Annotated in this window: 14 protein-coding genes and 5 pseudogenes; 9 read left to right on the top strand and 10 right to left on the bottom strand. The window is 71.2% G+C overall.

The window, feature by feature from the left end; genetic code table 11:
- Positions 1 to 511: 511 nt before the first annotated feature.
- Together ACFWJ4_RS14045 and ACFWJ4_RS14040 are read left to right on the top strand one after the other, a co-directional pair.
- Complete coding sequence (locus ACFWJ4_RS14045) at positions 512 to 667, top strand: hypothetical protein (RefSeq protein WP_380543190.1); 156 nt, start codon at positions 512 to 514, stop codon at positions 665 to 667.
- A 286-nt stretch (positions 668 to 953) separates the two neighbouring features.
- Positions 954 to 1,172, top strand: a pseudogene (locus ACFWJ4_RS14040) (transposase); the annotation flags it as partial.
- 12 nt (positions 1,173 to 1,184) lie between these two features.
- Here ACFWJ4_RS14040 and ACFWJ4_RS14035 read toward each other — a convergent pair.
- Positions 1,185 to 1,976 (bottom strand): hypothetical protein, encoded by a 792-nt coding sequence (locus ACFWJ4_RS14035; protein ID WP_380543187.1) that lies wholly within the window; start codon positions 1,974 to 1,976, stop codon positions 1,185 to 1,187.
- 458 nt (positions 1,977 to 2,434) lie between these two features.
- Here ACFWJ4_RS14035 and ACFWJ4_RS14030 point away from each other — a divergent pair, with 458 nt between their 5' ends.
- The 3 genes and pseudogenes from ACFWJ4_RS14030 to ACFWJ4_RS14020 all read left to right on the top strand — a co-directional run.
- Positions 2,435 to 3,127, top strand: coding sequence for a hypothetical protein (locus tag ACFWJ4_RS14030; protein WP_380543184.1), 693 nt, complete (start codon positions 2,435 to 2,437; stop codon positions 3,125 to 3,127).
- A gap of 402 nt (positions 3,128 to 3,529) precedes the next feature.
- Positions 3,530 to 4,171 carry a hypothetical protein gene (locus ACFWJ4_RS14025; RefSeq protein ID WP_380543181.1) on the top strand — a complete coding sequence of 214 codons (642 nt, stop codon included), beginning with the start codon at positions 3,530 to 3,532 and terminating at the stop codon, positions 4,169 to 4,171.
- Between the two features lie 181 nt (positions 4,172 to 4,352).
- Positions 4,353 to 4,619, top strand: a pseudogene (locus ACFWJ4_RS14020) (transposase family protein); the annotation flags it as partial.
- Between the two features lie 155 nt (positions 4,620 to 4,774).
- Here the strand turns inward: ACFWJ4_RS14020 and ACFWJ4_RS14015 are convergent.
- A complete protein-coding gene (locus ACFWJ4_RS14015; RefSeq protein WP_380543199.1) occupies positions 4,775 to 6,322 on the bottom strand; it encodes an MFS transporter in 1,548 nt (515 codons plus the stop codon).
- A 205-nt stretch (positions 6,323 to 6,527) separates the two neighbouring features.
- Here ACFWJ4_RS14015 and ACFWJ4_RS14010 point away from each other — a divergent pair, with 205 nt between their 5' ends.
- Together ACFWJ4_RS14010 and ACFWJ4_RS14005 are read left to right on the top strand one after the other, a co-directional pair.
- On the top strand, positions 6,528 to 7,520 hold the full coding sequence (locus ACFWJ4_RS14010; RefSeq protein WP_380543179.1) for an Lrp/AsnC family transcriptional regulator: 993 nt from the start codon (positions 6,528 to 6,530) through the stop codon (positions 7,518 to 7,520).
- Between the two features lie 525 nt (positions 7,521 to 8,045).
- Positions 8,046 to 8,600: a hypothetical protein gene (locus ACFWJ4_RS14005; RefSeq protein WP_380543176.1), complete on the top strand. Its 555-nt coding sequence runs from the start codon at positions 8,046 to 8,048 to the stop codon at positions 8,598 to 8,600.
- Between the two features lie 195 nt (positions 8,601 to 8,795).
- On the opposite strand, the gene ACFWJ4_RS14000 is transcribed toward ACFWJ4_RS14005, so the two are convergent.
- From ACFWJ4_RS14000 to ACFWJ4_RS13970, 7 genes and pseudogenes are all read right to left on the bottom strand, one after another.
- A complete protein-coding gene (locus tag ACFWJ4_RS14000) occupies positions 8,796 to 9,191 on the bottom strand; it encodes a contact-dependent growth inhibition system immunity protein (protein ID WP_380543173.1) in 396 nt (131 codons plus the stop codon).
- 557 nt (positions 9,192 to 9,748) lie between these two features.
- Positions 9,749 to 10,513, bottom strand: coding sequence for a sporulation protein (locus ACFWJ4_RS13995; RefSeq protein WP_380543170.1), 765 nt, complete (start codon positions 10,511 to 10,513; stop codon positions 9,749 to 9,751).
- A gap of 18 nt (positions 10,514 to 10,531) precedes the next feature.
- A pseudogene (locus tag ACFWJ4_RS13990) lies at positions 10,532 to 10,972 on the bottom strand (hypothetical protein); the annotation flags it as partial.
- A 379-nt stretch (positions 10,973 to 11,351) separates the two neighbouring features.
- On the bottom strand, positions 11,352 to 11,894 hold the full coding sequence (locus tag ACFWJ4_RS13985) for an SMI1/KNR4 family protein (protein ID WP_380543167.1): 543 nt from the start codon (positions 11,892 to 11,894) through the stop codon (positions 11,352 to 11,354).
- Positions 11,895 to 11,906: 12 nt separating this feature from the next.
- Entirely contained in the window at positions 11,907 to 12,260 is a 354-nt protein-coding gene (locus ACFWJ4_RS13980) for a hypothetical protein (RefSeq protein WP_380543164.1), read from the bottom strand.
- Positions 12,261 to 12,284: 24 nt separating this feature from the next.
- Positions 12,285 to 12,605 (bottom strand): annotated as a pseudogene (locus ACFWJ4_RS13975) (hypothetical protein); the annotation flags it as partial.
- Between the two features lie 221 nt (positions 12,606 to 12,826).
- Positions 12,827 to 12,958, bottom strand: a pseudogene (locus tag ACFWJ4_RS13970) (galactokinase family protein); the annotation flags it as partial.
- Positions 12,959 to 13,544: 586 nt separating this feature from the next.
- Between ACFWJ4_RS13970 and ACFWJ4_RS13965 the strand changes: the two are divergent.
- Entirely contained in the window at positions 13,545 to 14,006 is a 462-nt protein-coding gene (locus ACFWJ4_RS13965; RefSeq protein ID WP_380543161.1) for a hypothetical protein, read from the top strand.
- A 4-nt stretch (positions 14,007 to 14,010) separates the two neighbouring features.
- On the opposite strand, the gene ACFWJ4_RS13960 is transcribed toward ACFWJ4_RS13965, so the two are convergent.
- The gene (locus ACFWJ4_RS13960; RefSeq protein WP_380543158.1) at positions 14,011 to 14,856 is read right to left on the bottom strand and encodes a hypothetical protein; all 846 of its coding nucleotides are present in this window, start codon (positions 14,854 to 14,856) and stop codon (positions 14,011 to 14,013) included.
- A gap of 509 nt (positions 14,857 to 15,365) precedes the next feature.
- Between ACFWJ4_RS13960 and ACFWJ4_RS13955 the strand changes: the two genes are divergently transcribed.
- Positions 15,366 to 15,725, top strand: a complete 360-nt coding sequence (locus ACFWJ4_RS13955) for a hypothetical protein (protein ID WP_380543155.1) — start codon at positions 15,366 to 15,368, stop codon at positions 15,723 to 15,725.
- The last annotated feature ends 282 nt before the right edge of the window (positions 15,726 to 16,007 follow it).

The following is a 16,007-nucleotide window of genomic DNA, read 5'->3' as shown; positions in this document are numbered from 1 at the left end:
GGATTACTGCTGGTCATCAGGGGTGGAACTCCTACTCGGGCCCCCTCAGGCTAACCCGACAAAGCGGGATGTCTCACCCAAGGCTGACAGAGAGGGGTTCGCTGCCCGGACGAGTTCGGCAACCCTCTGCTCGACGTCGGCCTACAGGCGCGGCAGCAGTCGCAGGCACACGGACCTGCCCGCTCCGGTCTCGTGCGGAGGCTTCAGGGAGGGCGAGCGCCGGGACGTCGTCCTCCCCCACCACACAGACGCCTACCGGGAAGGACGAGTTCGGAGCCGCCGTACGCAGCACGTGGCACGATGAGCCCACGCTCCTTCGCACCACAACAGCACAACCAACCGACCCCTCCACCGCAGCCACGAACACGCAAAGGCACTGCTGCGCCGCAGGTCAGGGAGTGTCCGCCTCGCCAGCACGGAGATGCCCCGGCCGTCGGCCCCGATCACCCGCCAATCCTGCCGTCCGCTCCGCCCGCGCGGGGATGGCTCCTGCCAGGCGAGCGGGCATCCGGTGCAGTGGGAAGTCGAAGCGCTGGACCGGGACCTGCTGCACGATCTGCTGATGGCGACGGTCGAGCCGTACGTCGACCGCGACGTCCTGGCCGAAGGCCTCGCCGACGACCCCCGCCAACGCGGCCGGCTGCGCGCGTTCCTGAACCGGTGGTGAGCTACAGCCGGAGAGGGCCGTTCCTGTGCGCAGCCGTCTCCCCGGCGCCGTCACCGTCGGAGGATGTCTGTGGCTGGCCTGTTGCCCTGGCCTGCTCGTCGGCGAGACCACCAGTCCTTGGTGTGCCGCTCCGGTCGGAGTCCGCACCGGTCACGGTGTGGGTCCGAGCCTCTGCCAGGCGTCGCTCTTGCCCAGCTCGTCCGTCGCCTTGTTCCACCACTTGGCGCATCAGTAGGAGCCGTTCCACGACACCGTCGAGGTCCAGGCACCGTCGGTGTCCCCGGCGATGATCTTCGTGCCGGCGGTGGTGGCGCTGCCGCCGGCGAATCGTGGGCGGGGTGGACGCCGGTAATGCCACCGTCGTGTGGTCAACGGGATGCTGTTCCGGCGGCGGACCGGCCTTCCCTGGCGGGGCCTGTCATCCCGCTTCGGCAGCTGGAAGTCGGTTCACGACTGTCATCGAGGGTGGTTGGCGGGTCCCCGCCCCGCCACCGTGGCGCGGGCGGGGCCGGGACTCCTACTTGATGCTCTTCACCAGCGGCACCGCCAGCTGCATGATGTTCGGCAGTCGGCCCAGGATGTCGTCGCCGCTGAGGAACAGCACCCGGTCGCCGATCCGGGTCGTCACGATCTCCGAAGTGCTGTACGGGCCGGTGGGCACCCTCTTCATGTCGAAGGCCTCGGCACCGAGCCCCGGCACGGGCTGCAACGTCACGGTCATCGGGATCGGGGCACCGTCCACGCTCTTCCCGGTGAAGGTCTTGCAGCGCTCCGCGTACGCCCTCAGGTCGCCGAGCAGTTTGGCCGCGTCGCCGGGGCGGTAGGCGGCCAGGTAGACCTGGACCATGTGCTCCCCGTCGTAGACCTCGTTCATCGCGCCCGAGACCTTGTAGCCCTGGGAGAAGAGGGTCCCGGCGAGACGCATCTGGTTGCACGGTTCCGTGATCTGCGGCGGGTCGGCCCGGTACTCGTTGAGGGTGGTGCCGGTGTCGACCTGGTTGCCGTTGCCCTTGATCGTCCACCCGGCGGGCAGCACCGCGGCGGTCGGCAGGGACGCGCGCAGGTCCACTCCGGTGAGCAGCGGAGGGCCGGTCGGCGTGCTGCTGGGGGTGCCGAACGCCGGTGTGCCGGACGTCGGGAGCGTCGGCGCGTCCACCGGGGCGGTGCCCGGGGACGTGGCAGAGGTGGCGGTGACGGCCGCCGACTTGCCGGATGCGGTCAACGTGCCGGAGGAGCACCCCGTGACGACGGTCGCGGCCATCGCGGCCGCGCCCACCGCGAGCGGAATCCTGACGGTGGATCGAACCATGGACACAAGGACCCCCGTGGGTTCGTAGCCGAATGCAGTGTTTCGTGCACAGGGGTATCACCCCCTCGCGGTGACCATACCTTGGCCTGACGCGGCGCCCGACCGGGTTGCCGGCCTGGCGTCCTGACGGGCCGCCACCTCGCAGCCCGGTTCCCGTGCCGGAACGTGCACGGTGAGGATCGTGCCCGCACCGACCGCCTCGGCGAGGACAACATCACCAGCGTCGAAGTCGATGCGGACATCGCCGCCCGACACCGGCGGGCCGCGGCGAGCGGCAACGGAGACGGAGACGAACGGAAGCGCCACACCTCCAGGAGTACACCGGCGCGCGCTGCCCACTCTCCCCCATCGGTCCCGCTCGAAGCGGCCGCCGGCCGCCGGCCGCCGGCCGTTGGCCGTTGGCCGCTCCGCCGCTACGGCTGAGGGCGGGCAGCACCGGGTGGCCTTTCTGAGTACGGATGCTCAGGAGTCGCGCCGGGTCGCGCGCATACGGTGGCGGTACGACGCACGGCAGGGGGTTGGGGTTGTTGGGCAAGTCGTTGGTGAAGGCGGCTCTGGTGGTGGCGGCGATCATTGTCGCCCTGATCGGGGTGACGTTCGCGTTCCAGATCGCTGCATGGTGGTTCATCGGCGCCGACGACTACGCGTCCAAGCCCGGACCCGAGATCGTCCGCCACACCCCGGAGCAGTTCCACGCGCTCAGCGAGCAAACCATCCGTGACACGTTGGGGGGCCTGAGCCCTGACCTCGTGCTGAGCGACAGGGGCTGTACCGTCAGGCGGTACGAGCCGCGTCCGGACGGCACACCGAGCAAGCTGTCCACCGTCGACCGTCGGTTCACCGCCCGTACCAGGATCAGCGCGTCCCATCGGCAGGAGCTGCGGGACGGCATCGAGGCCGAGTGGCGGCGGCGCGGCCTCCGGCAGAAACCGTCGGCCTGGACCCCGAGCGCCCCGGACGAGGGCCCGGACTACCTCAACGCCGAAACCTCGGAGGGAATCGCCGTCTGGGTTGCGCTCTCGCCGGAACCGGACCGGACGGTCACCCTCACCATGTCCGTCAGCGGCGGCGACGTCGCGTACGCCCCGGACCGGGCCCGCCCGCTGTCGCCCCTGCGACCGGACATCGAGGACACCTACTGGTCGCGCTGAGCCGGGCACAGCCCTCAGCCGGACGGCGGGCACGTCAGCGAGGCGCTCGTCGGCAGGGCCGGCGTGCTCAGCCGGACGGCGGGTACGGACGCCGTTGGCCTGCGGCCGTGCTGCTGCCTTGACGATGGCGGGGCAGCCCGGGCGTGACCACTCCCCTGCACCGATGGCTGAAGGACGCCCACACCCCATGCACACCCGTCCCCCGTCGTGCCGCGGCCCATCACGCCTCCCGCCCAGCCGGGCCTGCCCGCTCGTCAGCTCCTGCTGCACGACGTGCCGGTGCTGCGGCTCCTGGCCTCCGGCGTTCCTCCGGCGGCCTTCTGCGTGCCGGAACCGAGGGCCGGTAGCCAGGCGTCCGGTTTTCCAGGGCGCCGTCGCCCGCTGCGGGGAGGGGTTCGGATCGTGGTGTGGGCCGTTGTCGGGGTGCTGTTCGCTCTGCTGCCGCTCGTCCACTGGGTGCTGCGCGCCCGGTCGACGCCCCTGCGGGTGCCCGTTGCCGCCGTGCTGCTGCTCTGGCTGGCGCTGGTGCTCGCGGTGGCGTCCGACCTGCTGCAGGTGCGGAGCGAGGCCGAGCTGTACCTGCTCTACACGCCGCTCGCCGAACTGGCCGTACTGGTCGGCCTGTGGCTGGAGCGCGGGATCGCCGGCTCGCGTGCCGGGCGCCCGGTCGGCTGGTCCCGGGCGGTGGGCATCGCCTTCCACGGCCAGCTGGCCCTTGTCCTCACCGCGACCCCGCTGCTGGCGCTCGTGTTCTTCCACGAGGCGGACGTCCCGTCCGCGAAGGCCGTGCCGCAGCCGCCGCCCGGCTACACCACCATCGGCACCGGCCAGGGCTGCGGCAACGGCCACAGCGCCACTTGCTGGCGCACGTTCTACCTGGTGGGCCCGCCCGACGTGCCGATGGCGCAGGCCGCCGACCGGCTCCGGCCCCGGCAGCGGTGCGAGGCGAACGGCTGGCTGATCGACCGCCGTGAACTCTGCACCGAGGTGAGCACCGACGGCGCCACGATCGTCTACCGCGTCCTCCTCGGCGGCGCGCTCTGAAGCTTGTTGCGGAAGGTCCGAGACTGGCCATTTCTCCCGTATGGGTGGGGTGCTGCGGGCTGAGCCGGTGTTGGTGGAGACGTTCACGGGTCTGCGGGTGCGGCAGTTCGAGGGGTGCGGGTGGTGCCGCGAGCCGGGGTGGCAACGGGCCCGGTGGTGCGCGGCTGTGGTGCCCGCCACGTGTGCGGACGCAACCGTGCTCGCCGACGGCGCCGACCCGAACACCGGCCTCGTCGTCCCTCGTCGCAGACGCTCCGACCGTCCCCTCCTGCGGGCCCAGGAGGAGGACAACGCCGAACACCGCCGCGTGCGCGCCCGCGTCGAGCACACCTTCGCCCGCATGAAGGTCTACAAGATTCTCCGCGACTGCCGACAGAAGGGCGACGGCCTGCACCACCGGGGGGGGGGGGGCCCCCCGCGTCCACACCCCCACCCCCCTATTGATTGAAAACATCTTCCCCCCCCCCCCCCCACATAGGGGCCCCGGCCTGCACCACGTGGTGCAGGCCGTCGCCCACATGCACAACCTCGCCCGAACCGGATGAAACCAGCAGGTCAGGCCGCACAGGTGACCTGCCCGCACCCGGGCTTCCGCAACAAGCTTCAGGCGGACGCGCTGCCCACAGGGACGGGAACGGCGGCGGTCTGCGGAGCCGGGGCCCCGGCGCCAGGACGGCCGGCGGGCACGGCGGGCCGCAGGAGGACGGCGCAGGCGACGGCCGCCAGCAGGGCGAGCGAGGCCGACACGACCAGGCAGAGCTGGAGGCCGTCGAGGAAGGAGCCGCTGAGTGCGCTCAGGGCCGGCTTGGTGGCAGGGCCCAGGTCGAGCCCGGCCACGGCGCCGAGGCCCTGCTCCCGGGCGACGGCGAGGACGCGGCCGCCGGTCTCCGCCGGCACGCCGGCGTCGGCGAGCCGGCCGGGCAGGGCGTCGAGGGCGCGGGTGGTCAGCAGGGCGCCGAGCACGGCGGGGCCGAGGGCGCCGCCGAGCTGGCGGAAGGCGTTGTTCCCGGCGGCGGCCATGCCGGCGAGGTGGTGCGGTACGGAGGAAACCGCGGAGGCCGTCATCGGGGTGAGGACGGCGCCGATGCCGAGGCCGAGCAGGACCAGGCGCCAGGCGAGCGACCCGTACGAGGTGCCCGCGTCGACGCCGATCAGCGACAGCAGCGAGCCCGCCATCAGCACCAGGCCGGTGGTGATCATGACCCGAGCGGACACCCGGTGCATCAGCCGTCCGACGGGGACGCCCACGACCAGGGAGGTCCCGGACACCAGAACCATCCGCAGCCCGGCCTCCCACGTGCTCAGATGCTGCACCAGACCGAAGTACAGGCTCAGGACGAAGAAGAAGCCGATCAGCCCCAGGAAGCTGATCATGGCGACCAGCGACGTGGCGGCGAAGGCGGGACTGCGGAACAGGGCCAGGTCGAGCATCGGGCTGCTGCTGCGACGCTCCACGACGACGAACGCGACCGCGCTCACGGCGCCGATCACCAGGGCCGCCACCACGGAGGGGGTACCGAAGCCGTCGGCGCCGCCCTCGATCACGCCGTAGACGACGGCGGTGACCGTGACGGCCGCGCTGATCTGCCCGGGCCAGTCGAGCCGCCGGCCGTGCGGCGCCCGGGAGTCCGGCAGCAGGAAGGCCGCGACGACCAAAACGACCAGCGACACAGGGATGGGCAGGAGGAAGATCCAACGTACCTCGACGTGCTGCTGCAGCAGCCCGGCGATCAGCGGTCCCAGGGCCAGCGAGGCCAGCATGGACATCGCCCACAGGCCGATGAACCTCCCGCGCTCCCGGTGGTCGGGGACGGCGTGGCTGATCAGGGCCAGCGTGGTGGGCAGCAGGGCCGCCGCACCCAGGCCGGAGGCCGCCTGCCCGACCCACAGCCACTGCACCGAGTCCGCGGTCAGCGAGACGGCCGCGCCCAGTGCGCAGAACGCCATGCCCGCCTGGAACACCCGCTTGCGGCCGTGGACGTCGCCCCACACCCCGGTGGTCAGGATCAGCGCGGCCATCGGCAGCACGAACGCGTCCGAGACCCAGGACAGTTGGGAGGTCGAGGCGCCCAACGCCCGCTGGAGCGCCGGCAGGCTCACCGACACGGTGGTCACGGGAAGGTAGGCGACGAAGACGCCCAGACAGGCCATGACGAGCGTGACGCCTCGTCCGGCCACGGGGCGCTGCACCGTTGCGGAGTTCACGGGGTGGTTCCTTCGACTGCGGGATGCCGCGCGGGCACCGGTTGCTGGGGGCACAGGAAAGCTTCGGCCCCACGGGCGAGGAATCCCCAAGCGATCCCGGCAGACGTACCAGAACCTCCATTCTGGTCCGCCCGTGTGTCACGATTCCTCTGTGCCTGACGACCTGGACCGCAAAATCATCCACGGGCTCTACTGCGCCCCCCGGGCCTCGTTCCGCCACCTCGGCGAGGTCGTAGGGGTGTCCGAACAGACCGTGGCCCGCCGCTACAACGCGCTGCGGCGCGGCGGGATCCTGCGCGTCGTCGGACTGAGGAGCCCGTCCGCCCACGGGCATGCGGAGTGGATCGCGCGGCTGCGCTGCCGCCCGGAAGCCGTGGGGCCCGTCGCCGACTCCCTCGCCCGCAGACCCGAGGTCGGCTACGCCAGCATCGCCTCCGGTGGGTCGGAGATCATCTGCACCATCCGCTCGGCCGTCGGCACCGGGCGCGACGACGTCCTGCTGCGGCAGCTCCCGCGCGCCGCCTCGGTCCTCGACATGAGCGTCGACCTCCTCCTCCACACGTTCGGCGCCCCGGACGCGGTCGGCTGGGCCGGCGGGGAACGCTTCCTGACCGACGAACAGGTGCGACGGCTGACGGCGGAGCGCCCTGCGGCCGCCGGGCCGCCGCTCGCCCCGGCCGACGAGGACCTCCCGCTCTTCGAGGCCCTGGCGGAGGACGGCCGCGTCTCCCACACCCGCCTGGCGGAGGTCACCGGCTGGTCCACACCCCGAGTCGCCCGCCGCCTGGAGGCCCTGGAGACCTCCGGCTCCCTCGCCTACGGCATCGACATCCTGCCCGAACGCCTCGGCTACGAGCTCAACGCCGTCCTTTGGCTCCAGGTCGACCTGCCCGGACTCGACCGGATCGGTGAGGAACTCGGCCGGCACGACGAATGCGCCTTCGTCGCGGCGACCAGCGGCCGGCACAACCTCATGGCCGTCGTCATCTGCCGGGACACCCCCGACTTCTACCGCTACCTCAGCAGCCGCCTGGCCCGCATCGAGGGCATCAGGGGCTACGAGATCAGCATTCGCGTTCGCCGCCTCAAGCAGTCCGTGTCCCTGATCCACCACGGACGGCTGATCCACCCCCCGCTGGGCTGACGCGAGCGCACCACCGAACGGGCCTGGGCGCCTGGCCCGATCAGCACAGTCTCGTACTGCTTGAGGCGCGCACGGTCACTGACATGCGGCATTGAAGATCCTCGCCGGCGACAGCCCGGACTGCGCCGCAAAATGAGACGGTCATGTCGTCCGCTGGTACGGCGAATCGCGAGGAGGTTGGGTATCCCACCCGCCGGCGCAAAGGCGCATTTCGTCCGGGCGAACGGTCAGCCGTGGACCACCTCCTAGGTACCCGCTGCGAGCAGGGGCTCGCCACACCGATGTGCCGAACTTCGTCGGGGTGCGGTTCTGAGCCCAGTGGCGTCCTCATCGCGGATCGTCGCCGATGGGACGGTCACCCGGATCGAGCGGTTCACCGAACTGCCTGAGCACCCCCGGCCCAGCGTGCGGCGGCTGGCGCGCGCCCCCTTGAGCTGCGGGTCGCACCGGTTGTCGCGAAGCCTTGACACTGCGTCACAGGCTGAGAACCCTGGTGCTGTACTCCAGGGACGCGAGGGACACGGCATGCCATGGTTTGAGGAGAGCGGGCGCCACGAGGGTTTCCCGGTGGCGGTGTTGGCGGACGGCAGCGAGCCGGCGCCGTTGCCGGACGGGCGTACGACCTGGTGGCTCTACAACGGTGCGGACGGTCCTCGGGCCGTCGCGGTGCGCAGTGGTTGCAACTGCGGCTGGCGGGGTGAGCGCATGCACCTGCTGGACTTCGGTGACGACTCGGCAACCGAGGCGGTGGGCGAGGCCACCGGGCCGTTCGCGGACTGGGAGTGGCACGTCGACCTGGCCGAGGGTGTGGTGCCGCGCGAGGTCGAGGAACTGGTCGCGGCGCTGGTGGACCGGATCTGCGACCTGATGGAGAGCAAGCCGTACGCCGCTGCCCGTGCGGCCGCCCGGTTCGAGCGCGCCGCCGGCTCGACCGCGCTGCTGGCCGGCCGCAGGGCCCGCAGCAACCTGATGACCTGGGAGTACATCGGCCGCGCCTTCGGCTGCGGGCCGGAGGCGGCACGGGAGCGGTTCGGCGAGACGCTGAGCAATGTCGACTGGGGAGATGAGGACGAGCTCTGAGGTGTCAGTGCTCCTGGTGGGGTTGGTGCATTCTTGGCCGGTTGTCAGGCTGCTGGGGAGGGCGACTTCGGGTTGCGTGGGGAGCAGCGCGGGGGACAGCCCGCTCGCGACGTACGGCGGACACCGACCCAGCGGGTCAACACCGCCTATCACCGCCACTTCCAGGCCCCAAAGGCGGCAGTTGGTGTCGGCGAGCTACAGAGCCAAGAACCCCTCAACCTTGCTTTTCAGGTACGGCGGCACGTCGGCCAACTCCGAGACGATCAGGTGGACATCCCGCCGGAGTTCGGGGTGCTCGCTCCAGACCTGCGCACTCCTGGTGAGCACGGCGGCAAGCAGGTCGCCCTCGTACATGTCGCCTTCCGCCAGTGGGTCGCTCCGCAGGACCTCCACCGCCAGCGGTAGGAGGTGGGCAAGACCGATGTCTTGCCCGATCAGCAGCCGCAGGTCCTCGACCGTCAGGCCGCCGATCGGCTTGCGCCGAAGCCCGCGTGCGGTCGCCATCAGGCGGGTTTCGTCGCCCGATGGGGCTGGCCACCGGTCGCGCTCAAGTTCCTCAAGGGAGCGGTGACGGTTCACGACTCGAGTCACCGACCGATCGTCCCATATCAGATCTCAAACGCCCTCTGATCAAGCCCCGTTCCGGGACAGGCGCCTGGCTTCGGCCGGGCGCGGCAACGTGGCCTGCCTGAAAACCGCATACTGCTGGCTTCGGGTGAGTAGGCCATGACGTCCTGGTGGGTGCGGCGTCCCCGCCGCGTTCGGCCGCCCAGCCGCCGTGGGCGAACCCGTCGCGGGTGTCCTCGTCACCGCGGCCGGGCCCTTGCATGACGCCGTCGAGCGTGACGTGGCTGAGGACGACGATCCACATGGTCCTCCTGCTGTGGTTATGGAATCCGACCCTGTGGCAGAACCGGGCACTACGCCTGGTGACCGGTGGTTCTCTTCGAGGGCCGGTGCGCGTCGTCCCGGACGGGCACCGGCCCCATCAGGGGACCGCGAAGCACGGTACGGGCATGGGTGAGGGCACGCGCCCACAACGGTGCGATATGGCGGCGATCCCGCCCCGCCTCGCGCTCCTGGCTACCGGCGCCGAGGCGCTCGCCGCGCAGGACGACCACCACTCCTGCCGGGGGCGAGGCGCGCGGTCAGTGGCCCAGCACGTCGCGGATCCAGCCGTCCACCGTACCGGTCAGGTCGTGATTCCCGGCCGCATGGTCCAGCAGGAACGTGCGCACCGAGTCGCCACTGTGGAACATGCCGCGCTTGTCGAACTCCAGCACCACCTCGACCCGGTGCGGGTCGGTGACGAAGGACAGCTCGATCTCGTTGCAGCGCCGGGCGAACTGAGGTGCCGCCTTGTACTCGATCTCCTGGTAGAACGGCAGCGTCTGGCCCGTGCCGTGGATCCGGCCGGCCTCCAGGTCGGCCCGGTGGAAGTGGAAGCCGAGCGCCGTCAGCGCCTCCAGCACCCGCTGCTGCACCGGCAGCGGCTGCACCGCGATCGGGTCGGTGTCCCCGCGGTCCAGCTGGCCTGCGATGTCGACGTCGGTGCGAACCCCGAGCACCATGCCGGTCAGGTGGTGGCCCCCGATCGCGGTCAGCGGCGTCTCCCACGGTACGGGGAAGGCGAACGGGACGGCGCGCTGCTCTTCGGCCGCCAACCGCAGCGGGCCGCAGACCTGCACCCGGGCGAACTCCTTGACGGTGTGGCTCTCGCCGTCCTCGTGCTCGACCTCGACCCGGGCGGCCAGGCAGAGCGTGATGCCGTTGATCTCGGCGTCCCGGCTGCCGCCGACCAGGTCGACCTGGCCGTGCACGGTGCCGCCGGGATGGACGGTCGGGGTGGACAGCACCGTGTCGACGGTGGGTCCGCCGACGCCCAAAGCACCGAGAAGCCGCTTGAACACCATCCGGGGGCACTCCTAACATCACCGAGGACCGAGCGCACTGATCGTACTTTGCCTGCGCTTTGCCGCCGACCGGCGGTATTCGACAGCACCTCGGCATCCGTCCGCAACGAAGTAGAGCTTCAGATACAGCCAGTCGCTGCCCGGCGGGCGCAGCCGTGACATTGGACTGACTGATCGGGCGGTCGACGGGGACTTCGCACCGGGCTGTTCGCCGCCACGCCGGACAAGGGGAGCGACCACCTCACACATGTGGCCGCCGCCCGTCCCCGGCAGCCAGGCGTGCTCCGGTCCCGGTAGGGCCTCCTGGAGCACCACGCACCCGCCGGGAGCACCGGCCCTGAGTTCCTCCTGGAGTAGCTCGACGTCCCGCCCGTCGTCCAGGTCGAGCAGCAGCCGGTTGTCGGCGACTGTCAGGTACAGGTGGGACGGTACGTCCCAGTCGTTCCGCCACGTGGAGAGAGCCGACGGGAAGTCGTCGTCCGGGCCGGCGCGGACCTACCGTCAGGAGCTGGTCTTCGCCGAGTTGGCCGGACTCACTCCTCTGGTGGCCGACTATGACACCGCCTCCGCGCTCGGCTCCCCCCGACGGCGGGAGCCGGCCGGCGGCCGACGCCCGCCTGTACGCCCGGCCGGAGCAAGAGTTCCTGCCGGCGCTCGTCGAGGCGGCGGTCTCCGAGGGGCTCGCGTTCAACCAGTACTGGGCCTTCCACTCAATCGGTTCGATCGTGGACGCCGTCGGGCCCGGGAAGGTGCGGCTAGATACCGTGCGACGTCTGCGTGCGTGCTTGCCCCTGATTCCGCAGGGGTCGGCGTACGGGTTCCGGATTCCGCGTCCGGCTCAGGTCGGCCAGCCGTCGCCCGAGTGCCAGTGCCCGACCCACTCCGTGAAGTCCCAGGCCTCGGCGCCGGGTACGGGGATCGCGCCGACGTCGGACACCATCCAGACCTCGCCCCGGTGGGGTCCGGCCGTCACCAACAGCCAGAACGAGTGGCCGTCGTGCGAGCCGAGGACCACCGATCCGTGGGTGAAGGCGGCGTGGATGCGCGGATCGTCCGGATCGGCCTCGCCGTCGTCCTCCCACAGCCAGGCGTCGTCCAGCGGGAACGGTTCGCCGGGCAGGCGCGGCCCCAGGTCCGGCCAGCTCGCGGGCAGCCACCCGAGGGGTTGGAGCCCTCCGTCCTCGGCAGGCCCGAGACTGCTGCCGTTGCCGATCTCCGCGACGAAGGTTCGGTAGGGCTCCGGGAGCGCCACTCCGTTCGCGGCCTCCCATGCCATCACGCCGCCGTGTCCCAGGGCGGGCTCCCGCCACTCCGGCGGGAACGCGGAGCGCAGGGCGGCGAGGGTGGTCTCATCGGGGCGCCGATCACATGCTCGGGTCACGACGGGATGGTCTCAGCGGCGACCGACATCCGATCCGGCGCCCCTGTCCGTGACGTGGTGGACGGGCGGCACAAGGACCGAGCGGACCGGCTCGCCGAGGAAGCGGGTCACCGACAGCACAGGTGAATCCTCGACGACCACGACGCTGCCGTATTGCTCCATCGAGCACGGCTCATGCGGCTGGTCGATCCTCAGCGACAGGCCAGTGCCGGGTGTGCGGAAGAGGACCGGGCCGAGCCCTTCGAGACGAAGCCACAGATGCAGCAGCGACGGCTCGTCACCGGCACAGTGGTGCCAAGCCGCGGTCACCCGCAGTAGCCGCCTACCGATCACGTCGGAGGCAATCAGCTCCTCATCGTCGGTCACCGGCCGATGTTCGCATGGCTCTCACTACCGTGGCACCGGGTTTCGAGCGCATCCAGCCTGGACGCCCACCTCTATGCGGCCGGCTCGGCCGGCCGTCGGACGGTGAACCTCCAGGACAACCGCCGTTCCGGCCGCCGATCGGTCCTCATGCATAGTGATCACTTGGCCGGGTCGAAGGTGCTGCCACTGCGAGGGGTCGAGAGGTGCCAATCGCACCGTGGCTCGCCCGCCAGGCTCCATGAAGGGCGTGAACTCCACCCAGAGGCCGGCGATGTTCAGGGCCGGTTCGCCGGTCGCGGTTCGAGTCCCGATGTCCCACATTGGCCGAAGGACGCCAGCCCCATCCGGAGCAGATCGCGTGCGTACATCACGTTCGCATCCGCGAGACGGCCAGGCCGTGCTGGGCACCCGCGGCAGCGGTAGCCGGTGCACCGTGATCCCGAGCGAGGCGTAGGCGCCCGCCAAGCGGTCGATGTCGCGTGTCAGCGCGGCGCGGTCGAGAGGTTCGAAGTGCTGCAACTCGTCCGGGGCGGCAGCGGTCAGCGTCCCGGGGGCCGGACAGTGTCGACGGCGAAGGGAAGCGCGAACCCTTCGTTGTAGTCGGTGTGTTCACCGATGAGATTGACCCGCCCGGGCGTCGCCCACGCGCCGTCGGGCAACGCGCCGAACTGCTCGGAGAATCGGGTGGCGAGTTCCATCGGATGATTCCTCAGCGGCACGGGCGCGACCCATCCTGGATTGAATCCGGCTGCCGATCGCGGCGCGGCGCGGGGGGCGGGCGACGGTGGCGGTGGCAGTTCGGGCAGCCGAACAGCCCGGGCGGCCACGGCTACGTCCTGACCACCTGACAGGAGCCCGCCGGTCGAGGCCTTCGCGGTGATCGGCTTGCCTCACGGGTGCCGCCGCTCTCGCCGACGGCCCCCTCCAAACGGCCTTGATCGCCCCTCGTGCGGGTGATGACGCGTGCCACGGAGGCGCGCTGAGGCTACCCGGGCGTGCGAGTACGCGAAGGTTCGACCGCGACCCATTTCTCGCGGAGCGGAGGCGACCATGCCTGGTGGACAGGACCTTGTTCGTGCGGGGCGGGCGGTGCGGGCAGCCACGGCCGTCGTACTGCTGGCGCTGACAGCCGGGTGCGGCGGTGGCGGCGGTGGCTCGTCCTCCGGCGGGACGACTCCGGCAACCGCCCAGCCCACTGGGGACACGCCCGCGCCGACCGGGTCGCCCGGCTCTCATCCGAGCACGATCGCCACACTCTTTCCGGGCAGCAAGGGCGGCACGGCGGTGGCCAAGGCGATGGTTCCCGCCACGCCGCTCGGCGGGCAATCCAGGAAGGCCGTTCTCCTCTCCGCCCATACCGCCCCGCCCGAAAACAACACCGGCACCAGTAACGAAGCCGGCACCGGCACCGGGACGACGATCGGGGCTGTGCACCTGTCGGCGGGCAGCTTCTCGGTGGTCGACAACCCGTGCACCGGAAGGACCCTTCAGTCCGGGGACACCTGCACCATCTCGGTCGCCTTCTCGCCGACCACCGCCGGCACGCACACCGCCGAGCTCACCGTCGACACGTCGGCGGCCGACGCGGACTATCGCGTCGAGCTGATCGGTGAGGGCGTGGCTTCGGGTTCACCGTCACCGTCGTCGCCGTCGTCTCACTCGAAATCGCCCACGCCCGAGACCACGCCATCGCCCGGGACCACGTCCTCACCCGAGGCGCCCTCGGCCGAGGCGACGGTGAGCTGAGGCGTCAGCCGAGCGTCTCGATGCGGATGTCCTCATCGTCCCGCAGGACCACGGTCACGTCCCTGGGCTGGCGGCGGTCGTACGAGACGAGGTAGTAGCGGGCGCTGGACTTGGCGAGCAGGATGAACCCCCGGTACTGGTAGCGGTACGGCCCGCCCGCGTCGCCGAGGTCCGCGGAGAAGATGCCGAGGGCATCGTGGGTGAGGGGAGAACGGGAGTAGATCAGGACGCTGACCCGGTCCGCGAATCCGGCTTGCGAGTCGCGGACCGCCTGATCGTCCCCGGCTTCGTCCGCGTAGCGCGCCAGGGAGAAGAACAGGCTCATCGTCAGCAGCCCGATCAGCACGGCGCCGGCGAGCCGCTGGATCCGTCCGCCGACCGGCGGGGCGCCCCGCTCCCGGCGGCCGATCCGGTGCAGGCGCAGCGCGAACAGAGCCAGCGCGGCGCCGAGCGCCACCACCAGCGGAGGAACGATCACGCGGGGCCAACCGGCCTCCAGGAGCGACAGGGCTCCGCGAGTCCACCAGCCCGGCTCGGTGAAGACCGGGAATCCCAGCAGGAGCAGCAGGCCGCCCGCAAGTGCGCACGCGACGGCAGCGTGCTGCCACAGCGGCTTCTCCCGCGGCCGTGCCAGCCAGTGCAGGACCAGGCCGAAGACCGCCAGGACGACGAGCACGCACCAGAGCAGCACCCAGAGTGGGAGGAACAGGGCCGTGGGGCTGACCGTCAGATAGCTCTCGCGCGACAGCTCGAGATCGCTCGTCGGAATGCCGAAGTGGACGTAGTACGAGGTCGTGTAGGTCCTGCCGATGTAGTACAGCAGGCCGACGATGACCGATCCCGGTGCCACGACGTACGCGGCCTTCTCCAGGAACGCTCTGGTCCGGTCGTCCGATGGCGTCGCCTCAGGCTCGGCGGCAGCCGCAGCGTCACCGGCACCGCGGGCGACCCCGGCGCGCGCCGCCTGGCGACGGATTCGACGGGCCGCGCCCCTGTCACGCGCGGGTCGCTCGGTCACCGGTCATCCAGTCTCATGTCCCGCCAACGAGCCACCTCGGCTTCGGTCACGGACGGCTTTCCAGCGCCGCCACCCACGACCGCAGACCGATCGACCGGATGGAGGGATTCCCCGCCGGCACCTGGCAGGGCCGTCGGCCGATCCGCGGCCGGCCGGCGCTGCCCGGCCCACCGTATCTCCGCATCAACCACCTGACATCAGTGGAGAGATGCGGACGTCGATCACCGAGGGGCATCGAGTCGCTACGCTCGGGTGGAGCGGTTCCGCCTCGGTCCTGCCTCGCGCACGGCGGCCTTGAGGCGGTCCGTCCCTGTCCCGTCGTGATCTGGTTGGAGTGTTCGATGGCGGATTCGGCGAAGTCTCCCGGCGTCCACATCGAGGAGGACGCCTCCCTGAGGATCCCGGTGACGGCGGGTGCGACCGCCGTGCCGGTGTTCGTCGCCGACTTCGGGGCGGCCTTCGAAGGCCTGGTGCGCGTCAACAGCTGGCTCGAACTCCCCGAGGCCGCCGGTGCGGACACGGCCTCAGGGGTGACCGGCGGAGTGCTGCGCGAGTACTTCGAGAACGGGGGCGGCCGCTGCTACCTGGCCAACACCACCGGCAGGGCCCTTCAGAAGACGGTTGACCTCGGTCGAGGCCTTACTGATCGCGGCGGCGAACGTGGTCAGCGTCCGGTAGACCAGCCGGCTCACGTCCTGTGAGGGCGTGACGTAGTTGCGTGCAGGGTCCAGGTGCTCCAGGTTGAGGGTGGACAGTACGTGCAGCGTGCCGCCCTTCACCGCTGCCGCGTCCGTCACGGTGGCGCCGCCGCCACGGGCCGCTGTCCGGTGACGCCGCTGGGTCGCGCAGGAATCCGATGCCGTGGTGGGCCCCCCCCCCCCCGGCCGGGGGGGGGGGGGCCCCCCCGGGGGGGGGGGGGTGGGTGTGAGGCAGCAGGGTGGGACGGGGGGCGGGCAGGGGGGGGGGGCCGACGGCCCCGGGAG

Origin of the sequence: Kitasatospora sp. NPDC127067, assembly GCF_042724755.1 — a bacterium.
In the GTDB taxonomy this organism is placed as follows: Bacteria; Actinomycetota; Actinomycetes; order Streptomycetales; family Streptomycetaceae; genus Kitasatospora; species Kitasatospora lactacystinica.
Note: the sequence above shows the minus strand (reverse complement) of the source record. Positions and strands in the feature narration are given on the sequence as shown.

Bases quoted from the DNA above. Each gene is read 5' to 3' on its own strand.
- ACFWJ4_RS13995 (WP_380543170.1), bottom strand. From the start codon at position 10,513: ATGGTGTTCAAGCGGCTTCTCGGTGCTTTGGGCGTCGGCGGACCCACC.
- ACFWJ4_RS13955 (WP_380543155.1), top strand. From the start codon at position 15,366: ATGGCGGATTCGGCGAAGTCTCCCGGCGTCCACATCGAGGAGGACGCC.
- ACFWJ4_RS14015 (WP_380543199.1), bottom strand. From the start codon at position 6,322: ATGGCCTGTCTGGGCGTCTTCGTCGCCTACCTTCCCGTGACCACCGTG.
- ACFWJ4_RS14030 (WP_380543184.1), top strand. From the start codon at position 2,435: ATGCTCAGGAGTCGCGCCGGGTCGCGCGCATACGGTGGCGGTACGACG.
- ACFWJ4_RS14035 (WP_380543187.1), bottom strand. From the start codon at position 1,976: ATGGTTCGATCCACCGTCAGGATTCCGCTCGCGGTGGGCGCGGCCGCG.
- ACFWJ4_RS14005 (WP_380543176.1), top strand. From the start codon at position 8,046: ATGCCATGGTTTGAGGAGAGCGGGCGCCACGAGGGTTTCCCGGTGGCG.